This is a genomic window from Microbispora sp. CA-102843, assembly GCF_050936215.1.
Taxonomy (GTDB): domain Bacteria; phylum Actinomycetota; class Actinomycetes; order Streptosporangiales; family Streptosporangiaceae; genus Microbispora.
In genome coordinates this window covers 2,310,341-2,330,639 of record NZ_JBNJNF010000001.1, presented here as the reverse complement: position 1 = coordinate 2,330,639, position 20,299 = coordinate 2,310,341, and the positions used below count along the sequence as shown (strand labels likewise).

Sequence of the window (20,299 nt, the reverse complement as noted above, 5' to 3'; positions counted from 1 at the left end):
TATGGACGAAGACCTGGATCCGCAGGAGACCGCCGAATGGCTCGAATCCCTCGAGGCGGTCCGCCGTGCAGCCGGCCCCGAACGGGCCGACTACCTGCTGAAGCGGCTTGCCACGAGCACCCGCTATGTCAACACCGTGGCGACCTCCGAGGAGCCCGGCTATCCGGGTGACGTGGAGCTGGAGGAACGCATCGCCGCGTATGACCGGTGGAACGCCGCAGCGATGATCACCAGGGGGAGCCGGCTGGGGCTCGGCGGCCACCTGGCGACCTACGCCTCGGCCGCCTGGCTGTACGAGGTGGGCTTCAACCACTTCTTCCACTCCGGCCGCGACCAGGTCTACTTCCAGGGCCACGCCTCCCCGGGCATCTACGCCCGAGCCTTCCTGGAGGGCAGGCTGAGCGAAGCCCAGCTCGACCTGTTCAGGCGCGAACCCGAGGGCGGGCTGTCGTCGTACCCGCATCCGCGGTCCATGCCGGACTTCTGGCAGTTCCCCACCGTCTCCATGGGCCTCGGCCCGCTCAACGCGATCTACCAGGCCAGGTTCAACCGCTATCTGCACAATCGCGGCATCAAGGACACCTCGCGCAGCCACGTGTGGGCCTTCCTCGGCGACGGCGAGATGGACGAGCCGGAGTCCACGGCCGCCCTCACCCTGGCCGCCCGCGAAGGGCTCGACAACCTCACGTTCGTGATCAACTGCAACCTGCAGCGGCTCGACGGGCCGGTGCGGGGCAACACCCGCATCGTGCAGGAGCTCGAGAGCGTCTTCAGGGGCGCGGGCTGGCACGTCGTCAAGGCGCTGTGGGGCCGGGAGTGGGACGGGCTGCTCAGCTCGGACGAGCTGGTGGCCCGGCTGGGCGAGGTGCCGGACGGGCAGTTCCAGACGTTCGCCGCCTCGACGGGCGCCTATATCAGGGAGCGGCTGTTCCAGGGGCTGGACGTGCCGTACTCGGACGAGGACCTCCGGCGCGTCGTCGGCGGCTCCCGGGCGGGCCACGAGCCGCGGAAGGTGTACGCGGCCTACCGCAGGGCCCTGGACAACCGGGGCGCGCCCACGGTGATCCTCGTGCAGACCGTGAAGGGCTGGACCCTCGGTGCGGGAATCGAGGCGCGCAACGCCAACCACCAGATGAAGAAGCTCACCCAGGACGAGTTCCGCGCGCTGCGCGACCGGCTCGGCCTGCCGGTGCCGGACGAGGCCCTCGACGGCGACGCGCCCCCCTACCTGCATCCCGGGCCGGACTCGCCGGAGGCGCGGTACGCCGCCGAGCGGCGCCGCGACCTGGGCGGGCCCGTCCCCCGCCGCACGGTCTCCCACCGCCCGCTGCCGGCCCCGGGCGAAGTGCCGTTCCGTGCCCTGGAGAAGGGCTCGAAGCAGCCGGTGGCCACGACGATGGCCTTCGTCCGCCTGGTCAAGGACCTGATGAAGGAGCCGGAGACGGGACGCCGCTGGGTGCCGATCGTGCCCGACGAGGCCAGGACGTTCGGCATGGAGTCGCTGTTCCCCACCGCCAAGATCTACTCCCCGCTGGGCCAGCGCTACGAGTCCGTCGACCGGGACCTGCTGTTGTCGTACAAGGAGGCGGCCGACGGGCAGATCCTGCTGGAAGGCATCACCGAGGCCGGGTCGATGGCGTCGTTCACGGCCGCGGCCTCCAGCTACGCCACCCATGGCGAAGTCATGATCCCCTTCTACATCTTCTACTCGATGTTCGGCTGGCAGCGCACCGGCGACCAGATGTGGGCGCTGGCCGACCAGCTCGGCCGCGGGTTCCTCATCGGCGCCACCGCCGGCCGGACCACGATGACCGGGGAGGGTCTGCAGCACGCCGACGGTCACTCCCAGCTCCTCGCCTCCGCCAACCCCGCGTGCCTGGCCTACGATCCCGCCTTCGCCTACGAGGTGGGGACGATCGTGCGTGAGGGGCTCCGGCGCATGTACGGCCCCGGCGGCGAGGACGTCTTCTACTACCTGACCCTCTACAACGAGCCGCTGCCCCAGCCGCCGATGCCCGAGGGAGCCGAGGAGGGCATCCTCCGGGGGATCTACCGGTACGCCGCCGGTGGCGGTGAGGCTCACCTGCTGGCCAGCGGCACCGCGATCCACTGGGCGCTGGACGCGCAGCGGCTGCTCCGGGAGGAGTACGGCCTGGGCGTGGACGTGTGGTCGGTCACCTCCTGGAGCGAGCTGCGCCGCGACGCCATGACCACGACGGGCGTGCCGTACATCCGGCAGGCCCTGGCCGGGACCGCGGGGCCGGTGATCGCGGTCAGCGACTGGATGCGTGCGGTGCCGGACCAGATCAGCCGGTGGATCGACCGGCCGTGGACCTCGCTCGGCACCGACGGGTTCGGGCTGTCGGGCACCCGCGAGGCGGTCCGCCGGCACTTCGGCGTGGATCCGCGCTCGATCGCGGAGGCCGTGCTCAAGGCGGTGGAGACCGGCCGGGAGTGAGCGACGCGTCGCTTCGGGGTAGCGCCCCGATCGGGGAAACTCCCCGGTCGGGGCGCAGTAGGCTGCGGAACCGTGCTCATCCTGCTTCCGCCGTCGGAGGGGAAGGCCGAGCGGGGGACCTCCGCCGTCCGCCGGCTCAGCTTCCCCGAACTCGCCTCCCCGCGTGAGAAGGTCCTCGACGCCCTCGTCTCGCTCTGCCACACGCCCGAGGCGCGCGACGTGCTCGGCCTGTCGGAGGGACAGGCCGTCGAGATCGAGCGCAACCTGGCCCTCCCCACGGCGCGCACGCTGCCCGTCGCCGCCCTCTACACGGGGGTGCTGTACGACAACCTGGGCCTGGCCACCCTCTCCCCCGAGGCCCGGCGGCGGGCCGACCGGAGGATCCTCGTGTTCTCGGCGCTGTGGGGCCTGCTGCGTCCGTCCGACCGCGTGCCGCCCTACCGGCTGTCCATGGGCGTACGGCTACCGCCGATGGGCGGCCTGGCCGCGTTCTGGCGGCCGTCGATCAGCGCGGTGCTCGACGCGACGAAGGGGCTCGTGGTGGACATGCGGTCCGCGACGTACGCCGCCGCCTGGCAGCCCGGCGAACGCGGAGTGGCCGTACGGGTGCTGAGGGAGGCGGCCGGGAAGCGGACCGTCGTCAGCCACATGGCGAAGGCCACCCGGGGCGTGGTGGCCCGCTCGCTCGTCGAGATCCCCGACCGGCCCCGCACGGCCGGGGATCTGGCCGACCTGCTGACCGGCCTGGGGCACCGGGTGGAACTGGCGGCGCCCACCGGGCGGGGAAGGCCGCGGACCCTCGACGTGATCGTGGACGAGTGAGTCAGAGATTGAGCCGGGCGCAGGCCCGGCGGTACTGCTGCGCCGGATCGCCGAGGTGCGACCAGGGCAGCCGGCTGAAGCGGCCGTCCGTCCTGGCGAGGTGCCCGCGCGCCGGACGCCGAAGGTCGGACAGGTAGAAGGCGGCGCCGAAGACGTTGTGCGCCTCAATCGACCGCGGGTGCGCCCCGCCGAGGCGCCGCTCCGCCCAGTGGCCGGCGGCCGAGACGATCTCGCGCTGCGCCTCGAAGGAGAACCAACCGCCCCGTGACATGGGGGTGCGCCCGGCGGCGACGATCTCGAAGTGGGCCAGCGGCACGAGCGCCGGGAGCGGGCTGCCCTCCGGGGCGTGCGCCGCGGCCGAGCGGGCGAAGCCGAGCATCTCCTGGACGGTGCCGCCCCAGCCGGGCGACAGGGTGATCAGGCGGGCCAGCGCCCCCGAATACAGCGTCGGCCACCGGCGGGAGCATTCGTACCAGACCGCGTCCTTGTCGATGCGCGGCCGGTCCAGACCGATGGCCAGCCACATCAGGCACTCCCACGGCACCGGGTCGCCCGGCGCGAGCCCCGCCGCCGTCAGCAGCGGCTGCCTGGCCTGTTCCATCGCCGACCGGTAGGCGTGCAGCCGGTCCGCCTGCACCGCCCTGGCCCGTACGTCGGGCCGCAGCTTCCAGGCCTCCTCCAGGCGGGCCCGGCCGAGCCACAGCCAGAGGTCGGGATTGCCCTGGTCGTAGGCGATCAGCGCCTCTATCGACCGGCTCGCCCCGATGACGGCCCGCGACAGCGCCTCCACCCGCAGCGACCGCGTCTCCGGGTCGCCTCTGCTGCCCGCGAGGACGGCCGCCGCCGGTCTCAGGTCGCCCCGGGATGCGGCCTCGACCGCCTCGTCGAGCATGGTGTCCGCCCACGGGCGGTCCGGGATCACTCGTGGCCCCCGAGCACGCGCCCGATCCACTTCGATCACTCCCATGAGGCGCGAGCCTAGGAGCGTCGACGTGCCCGTGGCGCTACCACGAGGTTACCGATGTGTAAACGTCGTCGTCCCCTCGGCCGTGGTGCATGGCCGAGGGGACGATCGACTCGTACGTCAGTCCAGGTAGTCGCGCAGCACCTGGGAACGCGAGGGGTGGCGCAGCTTCGACATGGTCTTGGACTCGATCTGGCGGATCCGCTCGCGGGTCACGCCGTAGACCTTCCCGATCTCGTCGAGGGTCTTCGGCTGCCCGTCGGTGAGACCGAACCGCATCGACACCACGCCCGCCTCCCGCTCCGACAGCGTGTCGAGAACGGAGTGCAGCTGCTCCTGCAGCAGCGTGAAGCTGACGGCGTCGGCCGGGACGATGGCCTCGGAGTCCTCGATGAGGTCGCCGAACTCGCTGTCGCCCTCCTCGCCCAGCGGGGTGTGCAGGGAGATCGGCTCACGGCCGTACTTCTGCACCTCGATGACCTTCTCGGGGGTCATGTCGAGCTCGCGGGCCAGCTCCTCCGGCGTGGGCTCGCGGCCGAGGTCCTGCAGCATCTGCCGCTGGACGCGGGCCAGCTTGTTGATCACCTCGACCATGTGGACCGGGATGCGGATGGTCCGCGCCTGGTCGGCCATGGCCCGGGTGATCGCCTGCCGGATCCACCAGGTGGCGTACGTGGAGAACTTGTAGCCCTTGGTGTAGTCGAACTTCTCGACCGCGCGGATCAGGCCCAGGTTGCCCTCCTGGATCAGGTCCAGGAACAGCATCCCGCGGCCGGTGTACCGCTTGGCCAGCGAGACCACGAGGCGGAGGTTGGCCTCCAGCAGGTGGTTCTTGGCGCGGTGGCCGTCCTCGGCGATCCACTCCAGCTCGGCGCGGACGTCGACGGGCAGGCCGTCGGCCTCCTGGCCGAGCTGCTCCTCGGCGAACAGGCCGGCCTCGATCCGCTTGGCGAGCTCGACCTCCTGCTCGGCGTTGAGGAGCGGCACCTTGCCGATCTGCTTGAGGTAGTCCTTCACCGGGTCGGCGGTGGCGCCGGCCGCCGCGACCTGGGCGACGGGCGCGTCGTCATCGTCGTCGGTGAGGATCAGCACCTCGTCCTCGGACTGGACGAGCGCCTCGGCCTTGGGCTCTTCGCCGTCGGCCTCCCCTTCGGCGTCGGTGTCGGCCTCCTCGGTCTCCACTTCGGCGTCGATCTCGACGTCCTCGACCTCGATGTCGAAGTCCTCGATGTCGACGTCACCTTCGAGGTCGATGTCCTCGTCGTCCTCGGCGGCGTCGGCGGACTTCGGCTTGGAGTCGGCCTTGGGCGCCTTGGCCTCGGGACCCGTGGTGGGGGCCTCCGGCTTGGCGGGTGCGGCCTTCTTCGGCGGAGCGGGCTTCGCCGGAGCCTTGGCGGCGGCGGGCGGCGCGGGCTTGGCCGGAGCGGGCTTCTTCGGCGCCGGCTTGGCGGCAGGCGCGGAGTCGGTCACCACGGCGGTCACGGTCTCCGGCTGCGACTCCTTGGCCGCGGCGGATTTGGTGGTCTTCTTGACGGGCGCGGTGGTGCGGCGCTTGGCTTGACCTCGAGAACGCTTGGGAGCCGCGGAGTCGGCGGCCGTCACCACGACGGTCACACCCTCCTTGCTGAGGCTGCGCAGGAATCCAGCGGCTTGCGACATCGGGATGTCCGCTTCCTCGAAGGCCTTGCGGACATCCTCGGACTCGAGGAAACCCTGCGAGCGCCCACGCTCGAGGAGCTGCTGAATCACTGGCTCGTTCAGCTCCGACGGCTTCGAGCGAGTCGAACTTGCAGGCGACACGAACACCTCTCGAACGAACGCATGGCGAGAATGGACCCAGGTTCTTCTTCTTTTCCGGTGGTGAGGTCGCGCGGACCGCGACATGCCATTGTGGCACGCCACGGCACGTGATACGGCCGCGTCCCGCCGGTTGCTCCTCCACCCTAGGCCGACCGAGACACTAGTGCGTACGGAAGGAGGTCACTGATACCCGAAAGCAACCGTTATGACTGTTTCATTCAGTCACTCTTCGTGGCCGGTGGAACGTGGACCGCGAGTACCGTTACGTCATCGTCCTGTTCATACCCGGACAGCATGTGGTCCACCAGGAAATCGAGCAGCATATTCGGGCTGTTCAGGACCTCCGGGGGCGCCTCGGCCACGACGGACGAAAGCTCCCTGAGTCCGGCGTCCAGCCCGCGCTTGCGGTTCTCCACCAGACCATCCGAGTACAGGACGGCGGTGTGACCCGGCGGCACGCAGAACCGGAACTGCTTGCGGCTCGTGGCCCAGCCGAGCGGAGTGCCCGGCTCGGTCTCGTGCAGCAGCCCGACGCCCTGCGGCGAGACCAGCAGCGGCGGCGGGTGACCGGCCAGGGCCAGCGTGCCCTCCCCGGTCCCGGGCTCGACGACCATGTACGCGAGGGTGGTGACCTGCTCCTCCTCCTCGGTCGCCTCGAAGACGCGGTCGAGCCCCGTCAGCACCGCGGCCGGGGGCGGGTTGGTCAGCGCGAGCGCCCGCATGGCGTTGCGGATGCGGCCCATGCCGGCGGCGGCCTTGACGCCCTTGCCCATGACGTCGCCCACCACGGCCGCCACCCGGCCGTCCTGCAGGACGAACGCGTCGTACCAGTCGCCGCCCACCTGCACGTGGCGTGAGCCGGAGCGGAAGCGGTGGGCCAGCATCAGGCCCCGCACCACCGGCAGGCGGTCGGGCAGCAGGCTGCGCTGCAGCGTCTCGGCCGTCTTGTGCTCGCGCTCGAACAGCGTTGCCCGCTCGACCGCGAGGGCGCACTGTCCGGCGAGGGCCTCCAGGAAGACGCCGTCCTCCTGCGAGATCTTCTGAGTCCGCGTGAACGAGAACCGCAGCGCACCGAGCGCCCGCCCGGCCGCCAGCAGCGGCAGGCCCACCCAGGCCCGCTCGTCCGTCTGCGTGATGAAGCCGGAGATCTGCGGCTCGTCGGCGCCGGCGTCCACGAGCTGGGCGCGCAGGCTGTCGGGCGACTCGGCGAAGACCGGGCGGCGGCTGTTGACCGCCATCGTCATCACGTTGGGGTGCGAGAGGTCGATCTCCTCGCCCGGGGCGTCCGGGGTGCCGCCGCTGTTGATCACCTTCAGCCTGGCCCGGTCCGGGTCGAGCAGGGCGACGGACGAGTGGTCGGCGGCGAGGGCCGTACGGCCGACGTCGATGATGACCTGCACCACCTGCTCGACGGTGAGCGCCTCGGCGAGCTGGGCGGTCGCGCCCTGGAGACGGGCGGTGCGCAGCGCGGCGGCGCCGAGCTGGTCGGTGAGGCGGCCGCGCATCTCCTCGGCCTCACGCTGCGGCGTGACGTCGGTGTTCGCCCCGACCCACTCCACCACGCGGCCATGCCTGATGATCGGCACGGCCCGGACCTCGAAGTGCCGGTAGCCGCTGGCCCGGGTGCGCACCCGATAGCTCCACTCGAACATCGTCCGGCCGCGCAGCGCCTCGCGCCACGCCTCCTCGGTGCCGGGACGGTCGTCGGGGTGCACCGCGTCCAGCCAGCCGTGCGCGAGGTACTCCTCCAGGCCCTGGCCGGTGATGGCCCGCCACTGGGGCGCGTCCTCGGCCACCGCGCCGCTGGGCGAGGTGATCCACACGAGCTGCTGCTGCGACTCCACCAGCGAGCGGTAGCGTTCCTCGCTGCGCTCGAGCACCTCCTCGTTCAGCTGCCGCTCGGTCACGTCGACCCCGAAGAGCGCGGTCCCGACGACTCCGTCGTCGCCGTGCATCGGGAAGAACGACACCGTCCAGTGGCGGGTGTCGCCGTTCTCGGCACGGGTCCTGATCCGCTGGTCGGTGACCGGCAGCGCCTCGTCGGCGATCCGGCGCAGCGCCGCCTCGATCAGGGTGCTCAGGTCGGCCGGCAGCAGCTCGGCCGGTTGGCGGTCAAGATGCAACTCGACAGGATGGCCGGTCAGCTCGGTAAAGGTAGAGTTGACTCGGACGAAACGCCCGTCCGGGCCGAAAAACGCGAAGGCGAACGGCACCTCCGACATCAAGCCTCTGAAGAGGTCGGAGTCTGATATGTCCAAACCGGGCTCCCGGGGCCGGGGCACGGAGGTTTCGGCGCTCATGGTCGGCACCTCCGTCGCGTGCCAGCGTCTCCCACGAGGCACATCTCCATAACTGTGATTGGTAGCGCAGATCTGCCCTACATCATGGGCGATCGACATGCGCGGACGGAAGCCCCGCCCGCCATGCGGTCAACGCATCCTGTCAAAAGACCGGCGTCTCGCGCAGGAAGATCCGGCCTACTTCTTGGCCGCCCGCTTCGCTTCCTGCTTGGTCACGCGGACCAGTTGCAGGCTCGCGGCGTCCACGACGTCGGCCACCGACCGGTGCACCCCCTCCTCGCCGTACGGCCCGGCCGCCTCACGCCAGCCGTCCGGGCGCACACCGCACTGTTTGCCCAGCAGGGCCAGGAAGATCTGGGCCTTCTGCCGGCCGAATCCGGGGAGAGCCAGCAGTCGGCGCAGCAGCCCGGCGCCGTCGCGGACATCCTCCCACACCTTCTCGGCCGCGCCATCGTAGTGCTCGACGAGATAGGTCGCGAGCGCCTGGACGCGGGCCGCCATCGCCTTCGGATAGCGGTGGACGGCGGGCGTCGCCGCGAGCAGGACCGCGAACTGCTCAGGATCATAGGAGGCGATCTCACGGGCGTCCAGGTCTCGGCCGAGCCGGTCGGCGATCGCGCGGGGCCCCGCGAAGGCCCGCTCGAGCGGGACCTGTTGGTCGAGCAGCATGCCGATGAGCAGTGCGAGGGGGCTGCGGCCGAGCAGCTCGTCGGCCTCGGGATCCTGGGCGAGCCGGATGCGCATGGGCTCAGCTTCCCACGCGACGGCCCGCCAAGGGTTGACACCGCCGGGGAAAGAGGTGAAATAAGGGGCGGCAGGTCCCCATTCAGCGAGGAATGCAGTCCATGCCCGTACTCGCAACACGAATCAGTGGCGGCCCATCACCGGAGCCGAGTCTTCGTGAACCGGCGGAACTCGTGACCGACCGGCTGGCCGCGGAATTCCTGACCGTCCCCCTGCCCGCAGTCGCCCGCTGCGTCGCCGACGCCTGGGCCTGCGGCGAGCATCTGGGGCTCGACGTCACACCGGAGATCGTCGAGCGCGTCGCCCGGGAACGCCTCCTGGGTCTGGTCAACTCGGCGCCGCCTTCCCGGAGGTGAGGCGCCGTACGGCGCTCGCCGGCCGTCGCCCCGGCCCACCGCCGTACGGCGGGGAAGGCTGGAGCGGCAGATAACGGGGAAGTCACCGGCCCGTGTTCCTGATGCCCTTCGCGGCGGGAATGCGAGAAGGTGGTCACCGTGAGCGAGCGGAGCGAGATCTCGTGAGTCGCCGGCGCCGACGTGACCCCCGGGAGGCCCGGCCGCCGGACGACGTGTTCGCGGAGATGCTGCTGGCGGCCAGGGAGCTGCTCGCCGTGCGCAGCCCGCTCGACGCCGAGCTCATGGTCTCCGACATGCTCGGCGCGTGGTGGGGCAGGCGGCTGCGCGGCGGCGACGTCGAGCAGATCCTCGGCGAGGGCCTGGTGGACTACGCGGCCAAGGCCGGCACGCCGGCCGCGCTCACCCTGCTCATCTCCGTCGCCTACCTCGGCACCGCCCGCCAGGCGGCCAAGGCGGAGGGCGCGGCGCTCGCGCTGATGGAGTCCGACGTCGCCCGGCCCCGCTGGGCGGACCGCGTCGGCGCCGTCAAGCCGACCGGCTGCTACGTCTCCAGGGACGTGTACGGCGACCAGGACACCGTGGTGTGCACGTTCGCCTACAACGGCGAGGACAGGCACGCGCTGGTCGTGGTCGCCGACTACAACATGGGCGGCATGGCCCGCGACGCCTGGGTGTCGTCGCACGTCGACAAGCTGCTGGAGCAGGCCAGGCTGGAGGCGGCGGGCAACGCGCTGCTACGGTTCGAGGAGCTGGAGCCGCAGCAGGCGCGGGCGCTGCTGGAGTTCGCGATGAAGGCGACCCGGGCCGCCGCGCACGGCCGCACGGGCCCGAAGCTGGTGAGCGACAGCTACAGCGCCTACCACGCGTTCGCGCGGGCGCGCGTCAAGGCGCTGCCACCTGGGCGGATGCGGCCCGCCCCCGCGCACACCGAGGCCCCCTACAGCCGCGACCGCCGGGCGATGCTGGCGGCCGAGTTCCTCGCCTCGGACGCGGCGGAGAACCTGTCGGACCCCTCGGCCGCCTCCCGGTGCGCCGACCACATCATCGACTACGGCTGCGACCAGGACTTCGCCCGGCCGATGCGGGTGAGCCCGACCAAGTGCGAGACGTTCCTGCTCGACTGGCTGCCGCGCAAGGTCCTGCTCACCCCGGCGGAGCAGGACGCCATGCCGCACGTGCTGTCGGCGTGGGTGCGTTTCGCCGGCCCCCGGATCGGGCTGCCCGACGAGGGCGTGCGGGCGACGCTCGACGCGGTCTGGGAGGCGACGGCCCGCTTCACCGAGGCCTACCGGGACCCGACCACCTTCGGACTCGACCGCTCACTCGTGGAACGGCTGCTGCCCGACGGCGACCTGTCCGCGCTGGCCCGGCGCGCGTTCGCGTTCCCCCTGCTGCAGGGCATGCGCGGCTCGACCAACCTCGACCTGCTGAACCCGGCGGACGAGGCCGACCGGCGCATCCTGCTGGAGATCGACCACGCGGACGAGCTGGGCCGTTCGGACCTGGAGGAGCACCTCGCCTGGCACGAGGAGATCGCGGGCCGGCTGTGGGTCGGCGACCCGCCGCAGCTGTGGGAGGCCGCCCAGCGGCTGATCGACCTGGGGCACGACCGGCACGACGTGCTGCACGTCCTCATCGAGATCGCCGAGCGCATCGGCGACCACCCGGACGAGCTGGCCGCCGCCCTGGACGACATCGCCGACATCCCGGACGAACCTCCCGCCTGACGTCGCGAACCCCTCCCGCTGCGGCAGGATGGACACGGCACTGGGAACGAGCGCCCCGATGGCGAGCGGGAGACATCGAGCGATCCGGAGGGGCGCGCCGCCGGTCTGGACTGAGGAGCGAGCGGGGAGCGAGGAACGAGCGACTCCGAGCGACGAGGGAAGACGGCGGATATGAGCGCCCCGATGGTGAGCGGGAGACATCGAGCGATCCGGAGGGGCGCGCCGCCGGTCTGGACTGAGGAGCGAGCGGGGAGCGAGGAACGAGCGACTCCGAGCGACGAGGGAAGACGGCGGATATGAGCGCCCCGATGGTGAGCGGGAGACATGAACGCTGCTGTGATGGACCTGAACGCCGATCTCGGAGAGGGCTACGGGATCTGGCGGCTCGGGGACGACGTGGCCCTGCTCGACCTGGTGACGAGCGCCAACGTGGCCTGCGGCTTCCACGCGGGCGACCCGCTGATCATCCGCCGCACCTGCGCGGCGGCGGTGGACCGCGGCGTGGCGATCGGCGCGCAGGTCTCCTACCGCGACCTGGCCGGCTTCGGCCGCCGGGAGATGGAGGTGGACCCGGAGGAGCTGTGCTCCGACGTCCTCTACCAGCTCGCCGCCCTGGACGGCATGGCCAGGTCGATGGGCGGGCGGGTGTCGTACGTGAAGCCGCACGGCGCCCTGTACAACCGCGCCTGCCGGGACGAGGAGCAGGCGGAGGCCGTGGTGGCTGCCGTCACGGCCTTCACCCCCGCCGCCGCGGCGCTGCCGATCCTCACGCTGCCCGGGTCGGCCCTCTCGCGGGTGGCCGCCCGTCACGGCGTGCCGACGGTGGCCGAGTGCTTCGCCGACCGCGCGTACACGCCCGAGGGGACGCTGGTGCCCCGGCGGCGGCCCGGGGCGGTGCTGCACGACCCGGACGAGGTCGCGGCCCGCGCCGTGCGCATGGCCACGGAGGGCGTGGTGACGACGATCGAGGGCGGCGAGGTGCGCGTCGGCGCCCGGTCCGTCTGCGTGCACGGGGACACGCCAGACGCCGTCCGGATCGCAGCCGCCGTCCGTGAGGCGCTCGTGGAGGCCGGCGTGACGGTGGAGTCGTTCACGTGACCGTCAGGGCCGCCGGCGGGCATGTGGCGCCGGTTCGGACCGGCTCGCCGGAGGCGGCCCGACGGCGGCCGTTCAGGAGGCGTAGCCGATGTCCTCATACCTGAGGTCGAAGAACCCGTTGGCCCCGATGTTGGCCAGCGCGGAGCGCACGGCGACGCCCTGCGGGCACTGGTAGAGCGGCAGCACGTTGACCCTCTTCCAGACCAGCCGGTCGGCCTCGTTCAGCAGGCCGGGCACCTTGTCGGAGTCGAGCGTGCTGCCGGCGCGGTACATGGCCTCGTCGATCTGCTTGCTCCCGCTGCGCCCGAGGTTGGAGTACCACTCGATGTCGTCGCCCCGGCCTCCGCTCTCGCCGTCCGCGTAGATGTCGAAGGCGCTCGACACCGGGAACGGCGTGCTCGGGTAGGCGAAGGCGGTGATGTCGAAGTCGCCCGGGATGAGGTGCTTGCCGAAGAAGTCGTCGAAGGGCACCTTGCGCACATCGACCCGGATGCCCACGCGCTGGAGCATCTGCCGGGCGACGTCGGCCTCGACGCCGCTCATGACGATGCCGTCGGGGACGACGAAGCGCAGCGTGAGCGGCTTGCCGTTCTTCACGCGGGTCTTGCCCGACAGCTTCCAGCCCGCCTGGTCGAGCAGCCGCCCGGCCCGCTTCGGGTCGTACCCGCCGATCTCCCCGGCGTTGGCGTGGTAGCCGTACTGGCTGTTCATGAGGAAGTGGTTGTCCAGCGTCACGGTCGGCCAGCCGAGGCCCTTGAGGTCCACCTGCATGAGACCGCGGCGGTCGAGCGCCGCCGCGACGGCCTCGCGCACCCGCGCGTCGGCCAGGACGGGGCTCGCCCCGTTGAAGGTGAGCTGCCGATACTGCGTGCCCGCGGCCTGCCGGACCACGGCGTCCCACGCCTCCCTGACCCGCGCGTAGTCGTCGGGGGACGGGCCCACCTCGAAGACGTCCACATCCCCTCTGGTGAACGCGTGGACCATCTGGTCGGGACGCACGGTCCGGAACACGATGCTGTCCAGCTTGGCCCGGTTGCCCCACCAGGCGGGGTTGCGGGTGAGCGTGACCGTCCTGCCCTTGGGGTCGAGGCGCTCCACGCGGAACGGCCCCGCGGTCACCGGGATGCGGTTGATCCAGTCGGCGTTGAACGCCGCCGCGGTCGCGTTGGTGGTGCTGGGGTAGAGCGGCGTGAACAGGGACTGCCACTCGTTGAACGGCTGGGCGAGGGTGACCACCACCTCGCGGTCGCTCGCCCCCCTGGCCACGCTCTGGATGTTCTCGTACGCGATGGTCGAGTCGACCCGGTAGTCCCGGTCGTGGCCGCTCATGGCCTTCCACTGCGCGGCGAAGTCCGTCCAGGTGATCGGCCTGCCGTCCGACCACTTCGCCTTGGGGTTGATGGAGTAGGTGATGACCTGCCGGGGGGAGGTCGCGGTGATCCTGGCGTTGGTCACGTAGTCGGTGTCGATGGTCAGCCGCCCCCGCTCGTCGGACCGGAACGTGCGCGGCATCAGCGCGTCCGTCACCGCCTTGACGCCGGTGCCGTCGCCGTTGACGTGGTTGCGGTTCCATTGCGTCGGGAAGTCGGTGAGCCCCCACCGGAGTGTGCCGCCGTCCTTGACCTTGTCCCGGGCCAGCGGATTGACGTCGTACGCCCTGACCGGAGAGGGGGCGAGCCCGCTGTCCGGTTCACCCGGCCCCCGCTGCACGCCGCAGGCACCGGCGGCCCACAGAGCGGCCAGTGTGGCCAGGACAACCGGCCATCGTGCTCTCACGTGCTTCTCCGATCCTCCAGCTACCATCCGCAGTCGATTAGTAGCAGGAAGTGACGGCATACGGCCATCGGGACACGCGTCCGGTGGGTTCCCTACGACATCAGGACAACTCGTCTACCGCGCTGCGGACGTCCTCGCTGATGATCGTCGTCAGCTCGGCGGCGTTCGCCGACCCCTGCTCGGCGAGCCGGACGTCGCGCCGCAGCGCGGCCCGCTCGTACAGCGAGCGCGCGAAGCGGCCGTTGCCCAGCCCGTCGATGAGCCCCTCCCGGCAGACCCAGTCGAAGACGTCGGCGAGGTCGCGCGCGGCCGGGGCGTCGAACCTGTCGCCGCTCCGGGCGGCCAGCAGCTCCGCGATCTCGGTCAGCTCCGACGGCCTGTAGGAGGGGAACGACACGCGCTGGTTGAACCGGGAGGCCAGGCCGGGGTTGGTCGCCAGGAACGCGTCCATCTCGCGCTCGTAGCCGGCCAGGATGACGACCACGCGGTCGCGATCGTCCTCGGCGCGCTTCAGCAGGGTCTGCACCGCCTCGGCCCCGAAGGCGTCGCCCCCCGAGTAGCCGGTGTTGACCAGGCTGTAGGCCTCGTCGATGAACAGCACCCCGCCGAGCGCCCTGTCGACCAGCTCGTTGGTCTTGATCGCGGTCGCGCCGAGGTGCTGGCCGACCAGGTCGGCCCGCGACGCCTCGACCACGTCGGGCCTGGCCAGCAGGCCCAGCGCGGAGAAGATCCGGCCGAGGATCCGCGCGACGGTCGTCTTGCCGGTGCCCGGAGGGCCGACGAACACGAAGTGCCGCATCTGCGACTGGACCGGCAGGCCCTGCTCCTGGCGCATCCTGGCCACCTTGAGCTGGGCGGTGATCGCGTGAACCTGCCGCTTGACCGGTTCGAGGCCGGCCATCCTGTCGAGGTCCGCGAGCGCCTCGTCCAGGGTCGGGGTGACCTGATAGCCGCGGTATCGCGCGGTGATCTCGTTGAAGGCCTTGGTCACGTCGTCGGCGGTGGTGGTGACCAGGTCCTCGCCGCGCGGCGCACCGCCCGCGCTCACCACGCGCACGTCACGGGCCTGCGCGGCGGCCTCGGCGAGGCTGCGGGCGAAGCGGGCGTTGCCGAGGTCGTCGACGAGCCCCCGGCGCTCCACGTCCTCGAACAGCCGGCGCAGCACGGGACGGGCCTCGGGGGCGAGCCGGTCTCCCCGTCGCTGCTGCAGCGCCTCGGTGATCTCCAGCAGTTCGGCGGGGCTGTAGCTGGGGAAGCGCACCCGACTGGCGAAGCGGCTCGACAGCCCCGGGTTGGACGCGAGGAAGTCGTTCATCTCCCGCTCGTAGCCGGCCAGGATGACGATGAGCCGGTCACGGTCGTCCTCGGCCCGCTTGAGCAGCGTCTGCACGGCCTCCGCGCCGAACCGGTCGGGCTGGCCGTCGCCCGAGTTGATGAGACCGTACGCCTCGTCCACGAACAGGACGCCGCCGAGCGCGCGGTCGATCAGCTCGTTGGTCTTGATCGCCGTGGCCCCCAGGTACTCCCCCACGAGGTCGGCCCGCTGCGCCTCGACCACGAACGGCGTCTCCAGCAGCCCGAACGCGTAGAAGATCTTGGCGAGCGACCTGGCGACGCTGGTCTTGCCGGTTCCGGGCGGGCCGACGAACACGAAGTGGCGCATCGGCCGCTCGTTGGCGTAGCCCGCCTCCCTGCGCAGCCGGGCCGCCTCGATCGACGCCGCGATGGCGCGCACCTGCTCCTTGACCGGTTCGAGGCCGATCATGGACTCCAGCTCCGCGAGCGCCTGCTCGACGGTGATGGGCGGCGGAGCGCCGCCCTCGGCCGCGGCGGGCTGATGGCCCCCCGCCCTGGCGCGCACCTGCACCTGGGTCTCCGCGCCCGCCGCCTGCCGCTCCGCCTCCGCGCGCACCTTGCGGGCCAGCACCAGGCGGTAGAGGAGCACCGCGGCGGCCACGCCGTACGCGCCCCACAGGGCGGCGGACGGCGACAGCGGCGACAGCGACAGCGCGACGACCCCGGCGGGCGCGAGGGACATCAGCGTCGTCAGCCACGGCGGGACCCACCGGATCAGGTGGGCCGCGCCGCCGGCCAGCGCGCCCAGCAGCATCAGCAGCCCGGGCACGATCGACTGGCCGCCGAACACGCCCATGAACAGCGGCAGCAGCAGGCCCCACCCGGCGAGCACGAGCACGGTCGCGGCGGCGCGCGGATAGCTGAGCGCCAGCGCGAGGAAGGACAGCGCCAGGAACGTGTAGATGAACGTGGGCGCAAGCGACCAGTTGAGCGCCGCGGCCACTCCCATGGTGGCGACGAGCAGCACCACGAACAGCGCGCGTCGCGCGAATGGCGGAAGTTGGAAATAGCGGAAACGCACCTGTTCGAACAGATCACGTGCCGCAGTCCGATTTAAGAGGCTCGCCGCCCGTGCCCTGTCGGAGTCCCGCATCGACGCCTCCCCGCTTCGACCCCGGTTATACCGCACGTGCGAACGGAATGGGTGGACCCATGCGGCGCGGTAGACGACGCACGTCGCCGGAACGGGCCGCCCGCCCGAGTCGCACGGTGCGCGGCTACCTGGTGCGGGCCTGGTGGCGTCCGGGGTACTCGCGCATCAGGACCTGCCGCGGGGTGACCCGCAGCACGTCGTCATCCGGCACGGCGACGCCCCGTACCTCTGCCCAGAATCGCGGGTCTCCCACGAAGAGGACCACGCGCGGGTCGCGCCGCACCGCGTCCCACGCCTCGTCGCCGGCGATGAGGCGGAACTCGCCCGCCGGGGTCACCGAGGTCACGGCGCTGACCGCGAGCGCGCGCGGGCCGTCCGCCCCGGTGCAGGCGAGGACCACGTTCCGGGAGTAGGCCGCGGCGTGCCGCACCTCGTCGCTGAGACCGGCCGAGGGGGTCAGGTCGCCGGGGATCCGCGTGCCGCGCGACTCGGACGGCACGAGCGAGGCGCGCCACGGCCCCGGCCCGCCGCGCCACCAGGCCCGCGTGGCGCGCACCGCGAAGGCCGCCGCCCCGAGCGCCAGCGCGCCCCAGGCACACCTCCACAGGGCCACGACGGCGGGATCCGGTCCCGCGAGGGCCCCCGCCGCGCCCGCGGCGGCGGCGCAGACGGCGGCGACGGCCGGGGCGGCGAGCGCCACGGCGAGCCACCGGTCGCGCGGCCGCGGCGCGCCCGCCGTCCGCACCCGCAGCAGCCCCGCCGGGACCGCCAGGCACGCCACGGCGGCGAGAGGCGCGCCGGTCACGAAGGGGACCAGCATGAGCGCCGCGGCCGCCTGCCACGCGCGGGCCGCGACGATCCAGAACGTGACGGCGATGTCGCGCTGCGCCGCCCGGTCACCCGCCGCGGGTGGCACGGGGAGCGCGGCGGCGAACCGCCTCAGCGCGGCGACCGGGCGTCCCCGCCACGTCTCGGCCAGGAGCCTGACGGCGAGCGCCGCGGCGGGGTTCAGGAGCACCAGCCCGGTCGCCCCCGCCCAGACCTCGCCCACCTCCTGCAGCGAACCGGGCCTAGGCTCCGGCAGCGTGGCCAGCCCGGCCACGTACGCCGCCGGGGCGAGCAGCCCGAGCGCGACCGACATGCAGAGGCGCAGGTCGCGCCGGAGCATGCCCGGCACGTAGGCCCAGGCGCCCACGCGCGTGGCCTGCCTGACGCAGATCGCGAGGACGGCCGCGAGCGCCAGCGCGCCGGCGATCCGCGCCTCCCCGTGCATTCCGGGGAGCCGGTGCGCGCCGGGCAGAAGGCCCAGGCCGGGCAGCACGACGGCCACGCAGATCCCGGCCGTCGCGACCGCGAGGATCACGCGCACCTGCCGCGACCAGGTCTCCAGGGCGCGCCGCGCACGGCCGGTGTCGCGGGGATCGGCCTCCCAGGCGGGGTCGTGGTGGCCGCGCGGCCGCTGCCAGCGCAGCAGTGTGAGGCCGAGGTTCACCCACGCCGCCGGGTGGTCCCGGCGTCTGCGCAGCGCCTCGCCGTACGCCCGGGCCGCTCCGCCGTGGTCGCCGCGCAGCAGCGCGAGGTCGCCGCACAGCACGTGCGGGTCGGGCTCGTCGGGGGCGAACCGGACGGCGTGCCGGGCCTCCGCCCACGCCTCCCGCCACCGTCCGGGGATCCGCCGCAGCGCGCTCGCGAGCCGCAGCCGCGCCGCCCAGGAGCCGGGCGCGAGCCGTACGGCCTCCCGCGACGCCGCGACCGCCTCGGTGTCACGGCCGAGACGCTCCAGCGCCGCGCCGGCCAGGCGATGCCCCCATTCGTCCTGCGGATCGCGGCCGATCGCCTGGCGCGCCGCTTCCAGCGCCGCCTCCGGCTGGTCGCGCGACAGCCGGGCCACCGCGACGGCGCACCAGGCGCGGGGGTCGGCGTGGTCGAGCGGGGGCGGCACCGGGGACGTATCACATCCGTCGATATCGCTCCCCACGACCGCATGATCCGTTGCGGTCGGCCGCTTGCCTAGACGTGGGATATATACCTATGGCTCTCTAGAGAGGCGGATTGCTCCACTTGATCACCTGGGGTGATACGGATCCGGCGATATGTTCCCGACATCACCGGAAGGGCTGAGAGATCCGCTTCCCATGGCCTAAGCTGCCACGCATGTTCCAGCGGGCCGGGATCTTGGGGCAGGAGCACTGAGCGGACTATGATCATGGTTTCGGTCGAGTCCGCCACCGTCCGCGCCGCGGGCGCCCTGCGGGAGCACCGGGCGAGCCGGTGGTCGGTGCTCGTACTCCTGTGTTTCAGCCTGCTCCTGATCGCGGTCGACGCGACCGTGCTGCACATCGCCGTCCCGGCGCTCACCGCGGCCCTGGAGCCGTCGTCCGTGCAGCTCCTCTGGATCATCGACATCTACTCGCTGGTCGTCGCGCCGCTGCTGGTGACGTTCGGCACGCTGGGCGACAGGTACGGCAGACGGCCGTTCGTGCTCGGCGGCTACGTAGTGTTCGGCCTGGCCTCGCTGTCGGCCGCGTTCGCCGCGACGCCGCTCGCGCTCATCGTCTCGCGCGCCTTCCTCGGCGTCGGCGGCGCGATGATCATGCCGGCGACGCTCTCGATCATCCGGCAGGTGTTCACCGACCGGCGCGAGCGGGCGATCGCGCTCGGCGTGTGGAGCGCCGTCGCCGCCGCGGGAGCGGCCGTCGGGCCGCTGATCGGCGGGGTCCTCGTCGAGCACCTGTGGTGGGGCGCGGTCTTCCTCATCAACGTGCCGCTGCTGCTGGTCGTGTTGCCGCTCGCCGTACGGATCCTGCCCGCGTCGCCGCGCCGGGCGGACCATCCGTGGGACGTGCTGAGCGCGGCGCTGTCCACCCTGGGCATCCTGGCCGTCGCGTTCGGGCTGAAGGAGGCGGGGTCGGGACACACCCTGGGCCGCGGCCCCTCGGTCGCGGTGCTCCTGGCCGGCGTCGCGCTGCTCGTCTGGTTCGTTCGGCGGCAGCGGCGGCTGCCGTTCCCCCTGCTCGACATCGGGCTGTTCGCCCATCGCGGCTTCGCGACCGGCGTCGGCTGCGTGCTGCTGGCCATCTTCGCGCTGGTCGGGCTGGAGCTGATGCTGGCGCAGTATCTCCAGCTCGTGCTGGGGCTGTCGCCCCTGGAGGCCGCCGTGCGGATGCTGCCGCTCATGGTCGCGGCCATCGCGGGCGGCCTGGCCGCGGCGCACGTGCTGGGACGCGCCGGGCTGCGCGCGACGGTCGGCGGCGGCCTCGCCCTGACCGCGCTGTCCCTCATCCCGGTGCTGACCTGGGGCACGGAGCAGCATCCGGTGATGCTGGCGGTCTGCTTCGTGGGGATCGGCTTCGGCGTCGAGGTCGCCCTGCTGGCGGCGTCGGACACGATCATGGCCACGGTGCCGGAGTCGCGGGCCGGCGGCGCCGCCGCGATCGAGGAGACGGCCTACGAGCTCGGGGCGGGCCTCGGCATCGCCGTACTCGGGACGATCACCACGATCGTGTACGCCCCTTCCCTCGCGACCGTCCCGGGGATCCCGGCCGGGCTCATGGCGCAGGCGCGCGAGTCGCTGGCCGCGGCCGCGCACGTGGCCGACGAGACCGGCGCGACAGGGACCGCGCTGCTGGACGCCGCCCGCGCGGCCTTCGTCACCGCCCTGCACTCCACCATCGTCGTCAGCGTGGCGCTGCTCGCGCTCACCGCGCTGGCCGTGGCCCTGCTGCTCCCCCGCCACGTCCCCACCCCCGACGGCGCCGACGCCGAGGAGTCCGACGGCGTACGGACCTGAGCCGGCCGGGCGCAT

Annotated in this window: 13 protein-coding genes; 6 read left to right on the top strand and 7 right to left on the bottom strand. The window is 72.4% G+C overall.

Annotation, left to right across the window (positions count from 1 at the left end):
- Window position 1: 1 nt before the first annotated feature.
- Both aceE and ACQEVJ_RS10805 read left to right on the top strand, forming a co-directional pair.
- Window positions 2-2,458, top strand: a complete 2,457-nt coding sequence (gene aceE / locus ACQEVJ_RS10810) for a pyruvate dehydrogenase (acetyl-transferring), homodimeric type (protein WP_433099733.1) — start codon at window positions 2-4, stop codon at window positions 2,456-2,458.
- 72 nt (window positions 2,459-2,530) lie between these two features.
- Window positions 2,531-3,280: a YaaA family protein gene (locus tag ACQEVJ_RS10805; protein WP_433099731.1), complete on the top strand. Its 750-nt coding sequence runs from the start codon at window positions 2,531-2,533 to the stop codon at window positions 3,278-3,280.
- A gap of 1 nt (window position 3,281) precedes the next feature.
- Here the strand turns inward: ACQEVJ_RS10805 and ACQEVJ_RS10800 are convergent, their stop codons facing one another.
- The 4 genes from ACQEVJ_RS10800 to ACQEVJ_RS10785 form a co-directional block, all read right to left on the bottom strand.
- Entirely contained in the window at window positions 3,282-4,247 is a 966-nt protein-coding gene (locus tag ACQEVJ_RS10800; protein WP_433099729.1) for a hypothetical protein, read from the bottom strand.
- 117 nt (window positions 4,248-4,364) lie between these two features.
- A complete protein-coding gene (locus tag ACQEVJ_RS10795) occupies window positions 4,365-6,044 on the bottom strand; it encodes an RNA polymerase sigma factor (RefSeq protein WP_433099728.1) in 1,680 nt (559 codons plus the stop codon).
- 218 nt (window positions 6,045-6,262) lie between these two features.
- The gene (locus tag ACQEVJ_RS10790) at window positions 6,263-8,344 is read right to left on the bottom strand and encodes a SpoIIE family protein phosphatase (RefSeq protein WP_433099726.1); all 2,082 of its coding nucleotides are present in this window, start codon (window positions 8,342-8,344) and stop codon (window positions 6,263-6,265) included.
- Window positions 8,345-8,521: 177 nt separating this feature from the next.
- On the bottom strand, window positions 8,522-9,088 hold the full coding sequence (locus ACQEVJ_RS10785) for an HhH-GPD-type base excision DNA repair protein (protein WP_433099724.1): 567 nt from the start codon (window positions 9,086-9,088) through the stop codon (window positions 8,522-8,524).
- Window positions 9,089-9,261: 173 nt separating this feature from the next.
- Between ACQEVJ_RS10785 and ACQEVJ_RS10780 the strand changes: the two genes are divergently transcribed.
- The 3 genes from ACQEVJ_RS10780 to ACQEVJ_RS10770 all read left to right on the top strand — a co-directional run bounded on the left by ACQEVJ_RS10780 (window position 9,262) and on the right by ACQEVJ_RS10770 (window position 12,269).
- Window positions 9,262-9,444: a hypothetical protein gene (locus tag ACQEVJ_RS10780; protein WP_433099722.1), complete on the top strand. Its 183-nt coding sequence runs from the start codon at window positions 9,262-9,264 to the stop codon at window positions 9,442-9,444.
- Window positions 9,445-9,668: 224 nt separating this feature from the next.
- Entirely contained in the window at window positions 9,669-11,171 is a 1,503-nt protein-coding gene (locus ACQEVJ_RS10775) for a hypothetical protein (protein ID WP_433112651.1), read from the top strand.
- 324 nt (window positions 11,172-11,495) lie between these two features.
- Window positions 11,496-12,269: a LamB/YcsF family protein gene (locus tag ACQEVJ_RS10770; RefSeq protein ID WP_433099720.1), complete on the top strand. Its 774-nt coding sequence runs from the start codon at window positions 11,496-11,498 to the stop codon at window positions 12,267-12,269.
- A gap of 72 nt (window positions 12,270-12,341) precedes the next feature.
- Here the strand turns inward: ACQEVJ_RS10770 and ACQEVJ_RS10765 are convergent, their stop codons facing one another.
- The 3 genes from ACQEVJ_RS10765 to ACQEVJ_RS10755 all read right to left on the bottom strand — a co-directional run bounded on the left by ACQEVJ_RS10765 (window position 12,342) and on the right by ACQEVJ_RS10755 (window position 18,472).
- Window positions 12,342-14,045, bottom strand: coding sequence for an ABC transporter family substrate-binding protein (locus ACQEVJ_RS10765; protein WP_433099718.1), 1,704 nt, complete (start codon window positions 14,043-14,045; stop codon window positions 12,342-12,344).
- A gap of 100 nt (window positions 14,046-14,145) precedes the next feature.
- Window positions 14,146-16,494 (bottom strand): AAA family ATPase, encoded by a 2,349-nt coding sequence (locus ACQEVJ_RS10760; RefSeq protein ID WP_433099716.1) that lies wholly within the window; start codon window positions 16,492-16,494, stop codon window positions 14,146-14,148.
- Between the two features lie 124 nt (window positions 16,495-16,618).
- Window positions 16,619-18,472, bottom strand: coding sequence for a hypothetical protein (locus tag ACQEVJ_RS10755; protein WP_433099714.1), 1,854 nt, complete (start codon window positions 18,470-18,472; stop codon window positions 16,619-16,621).
- A gap of 222 nt (window positions 18,473-18,694) precedes the next feature.
- On the opposite strand from ACQEVJ_RS10755, the gene ACQEVJ_RS10750 reads away from it, so the two are divergent.
- Window positions 18,695-20,284 (top strand): MFS transporter, encoded by a 1,590-nt coding sequence (locus ACQEVJ_RS10750; protein WP_433099713.1) that lies wholly within the window; start codon window positions 18,695-18,697, stop codon window positions 20,282-20,284.
- Window positions 20,285-20,299: the final 15 nt, after the last annotated feature.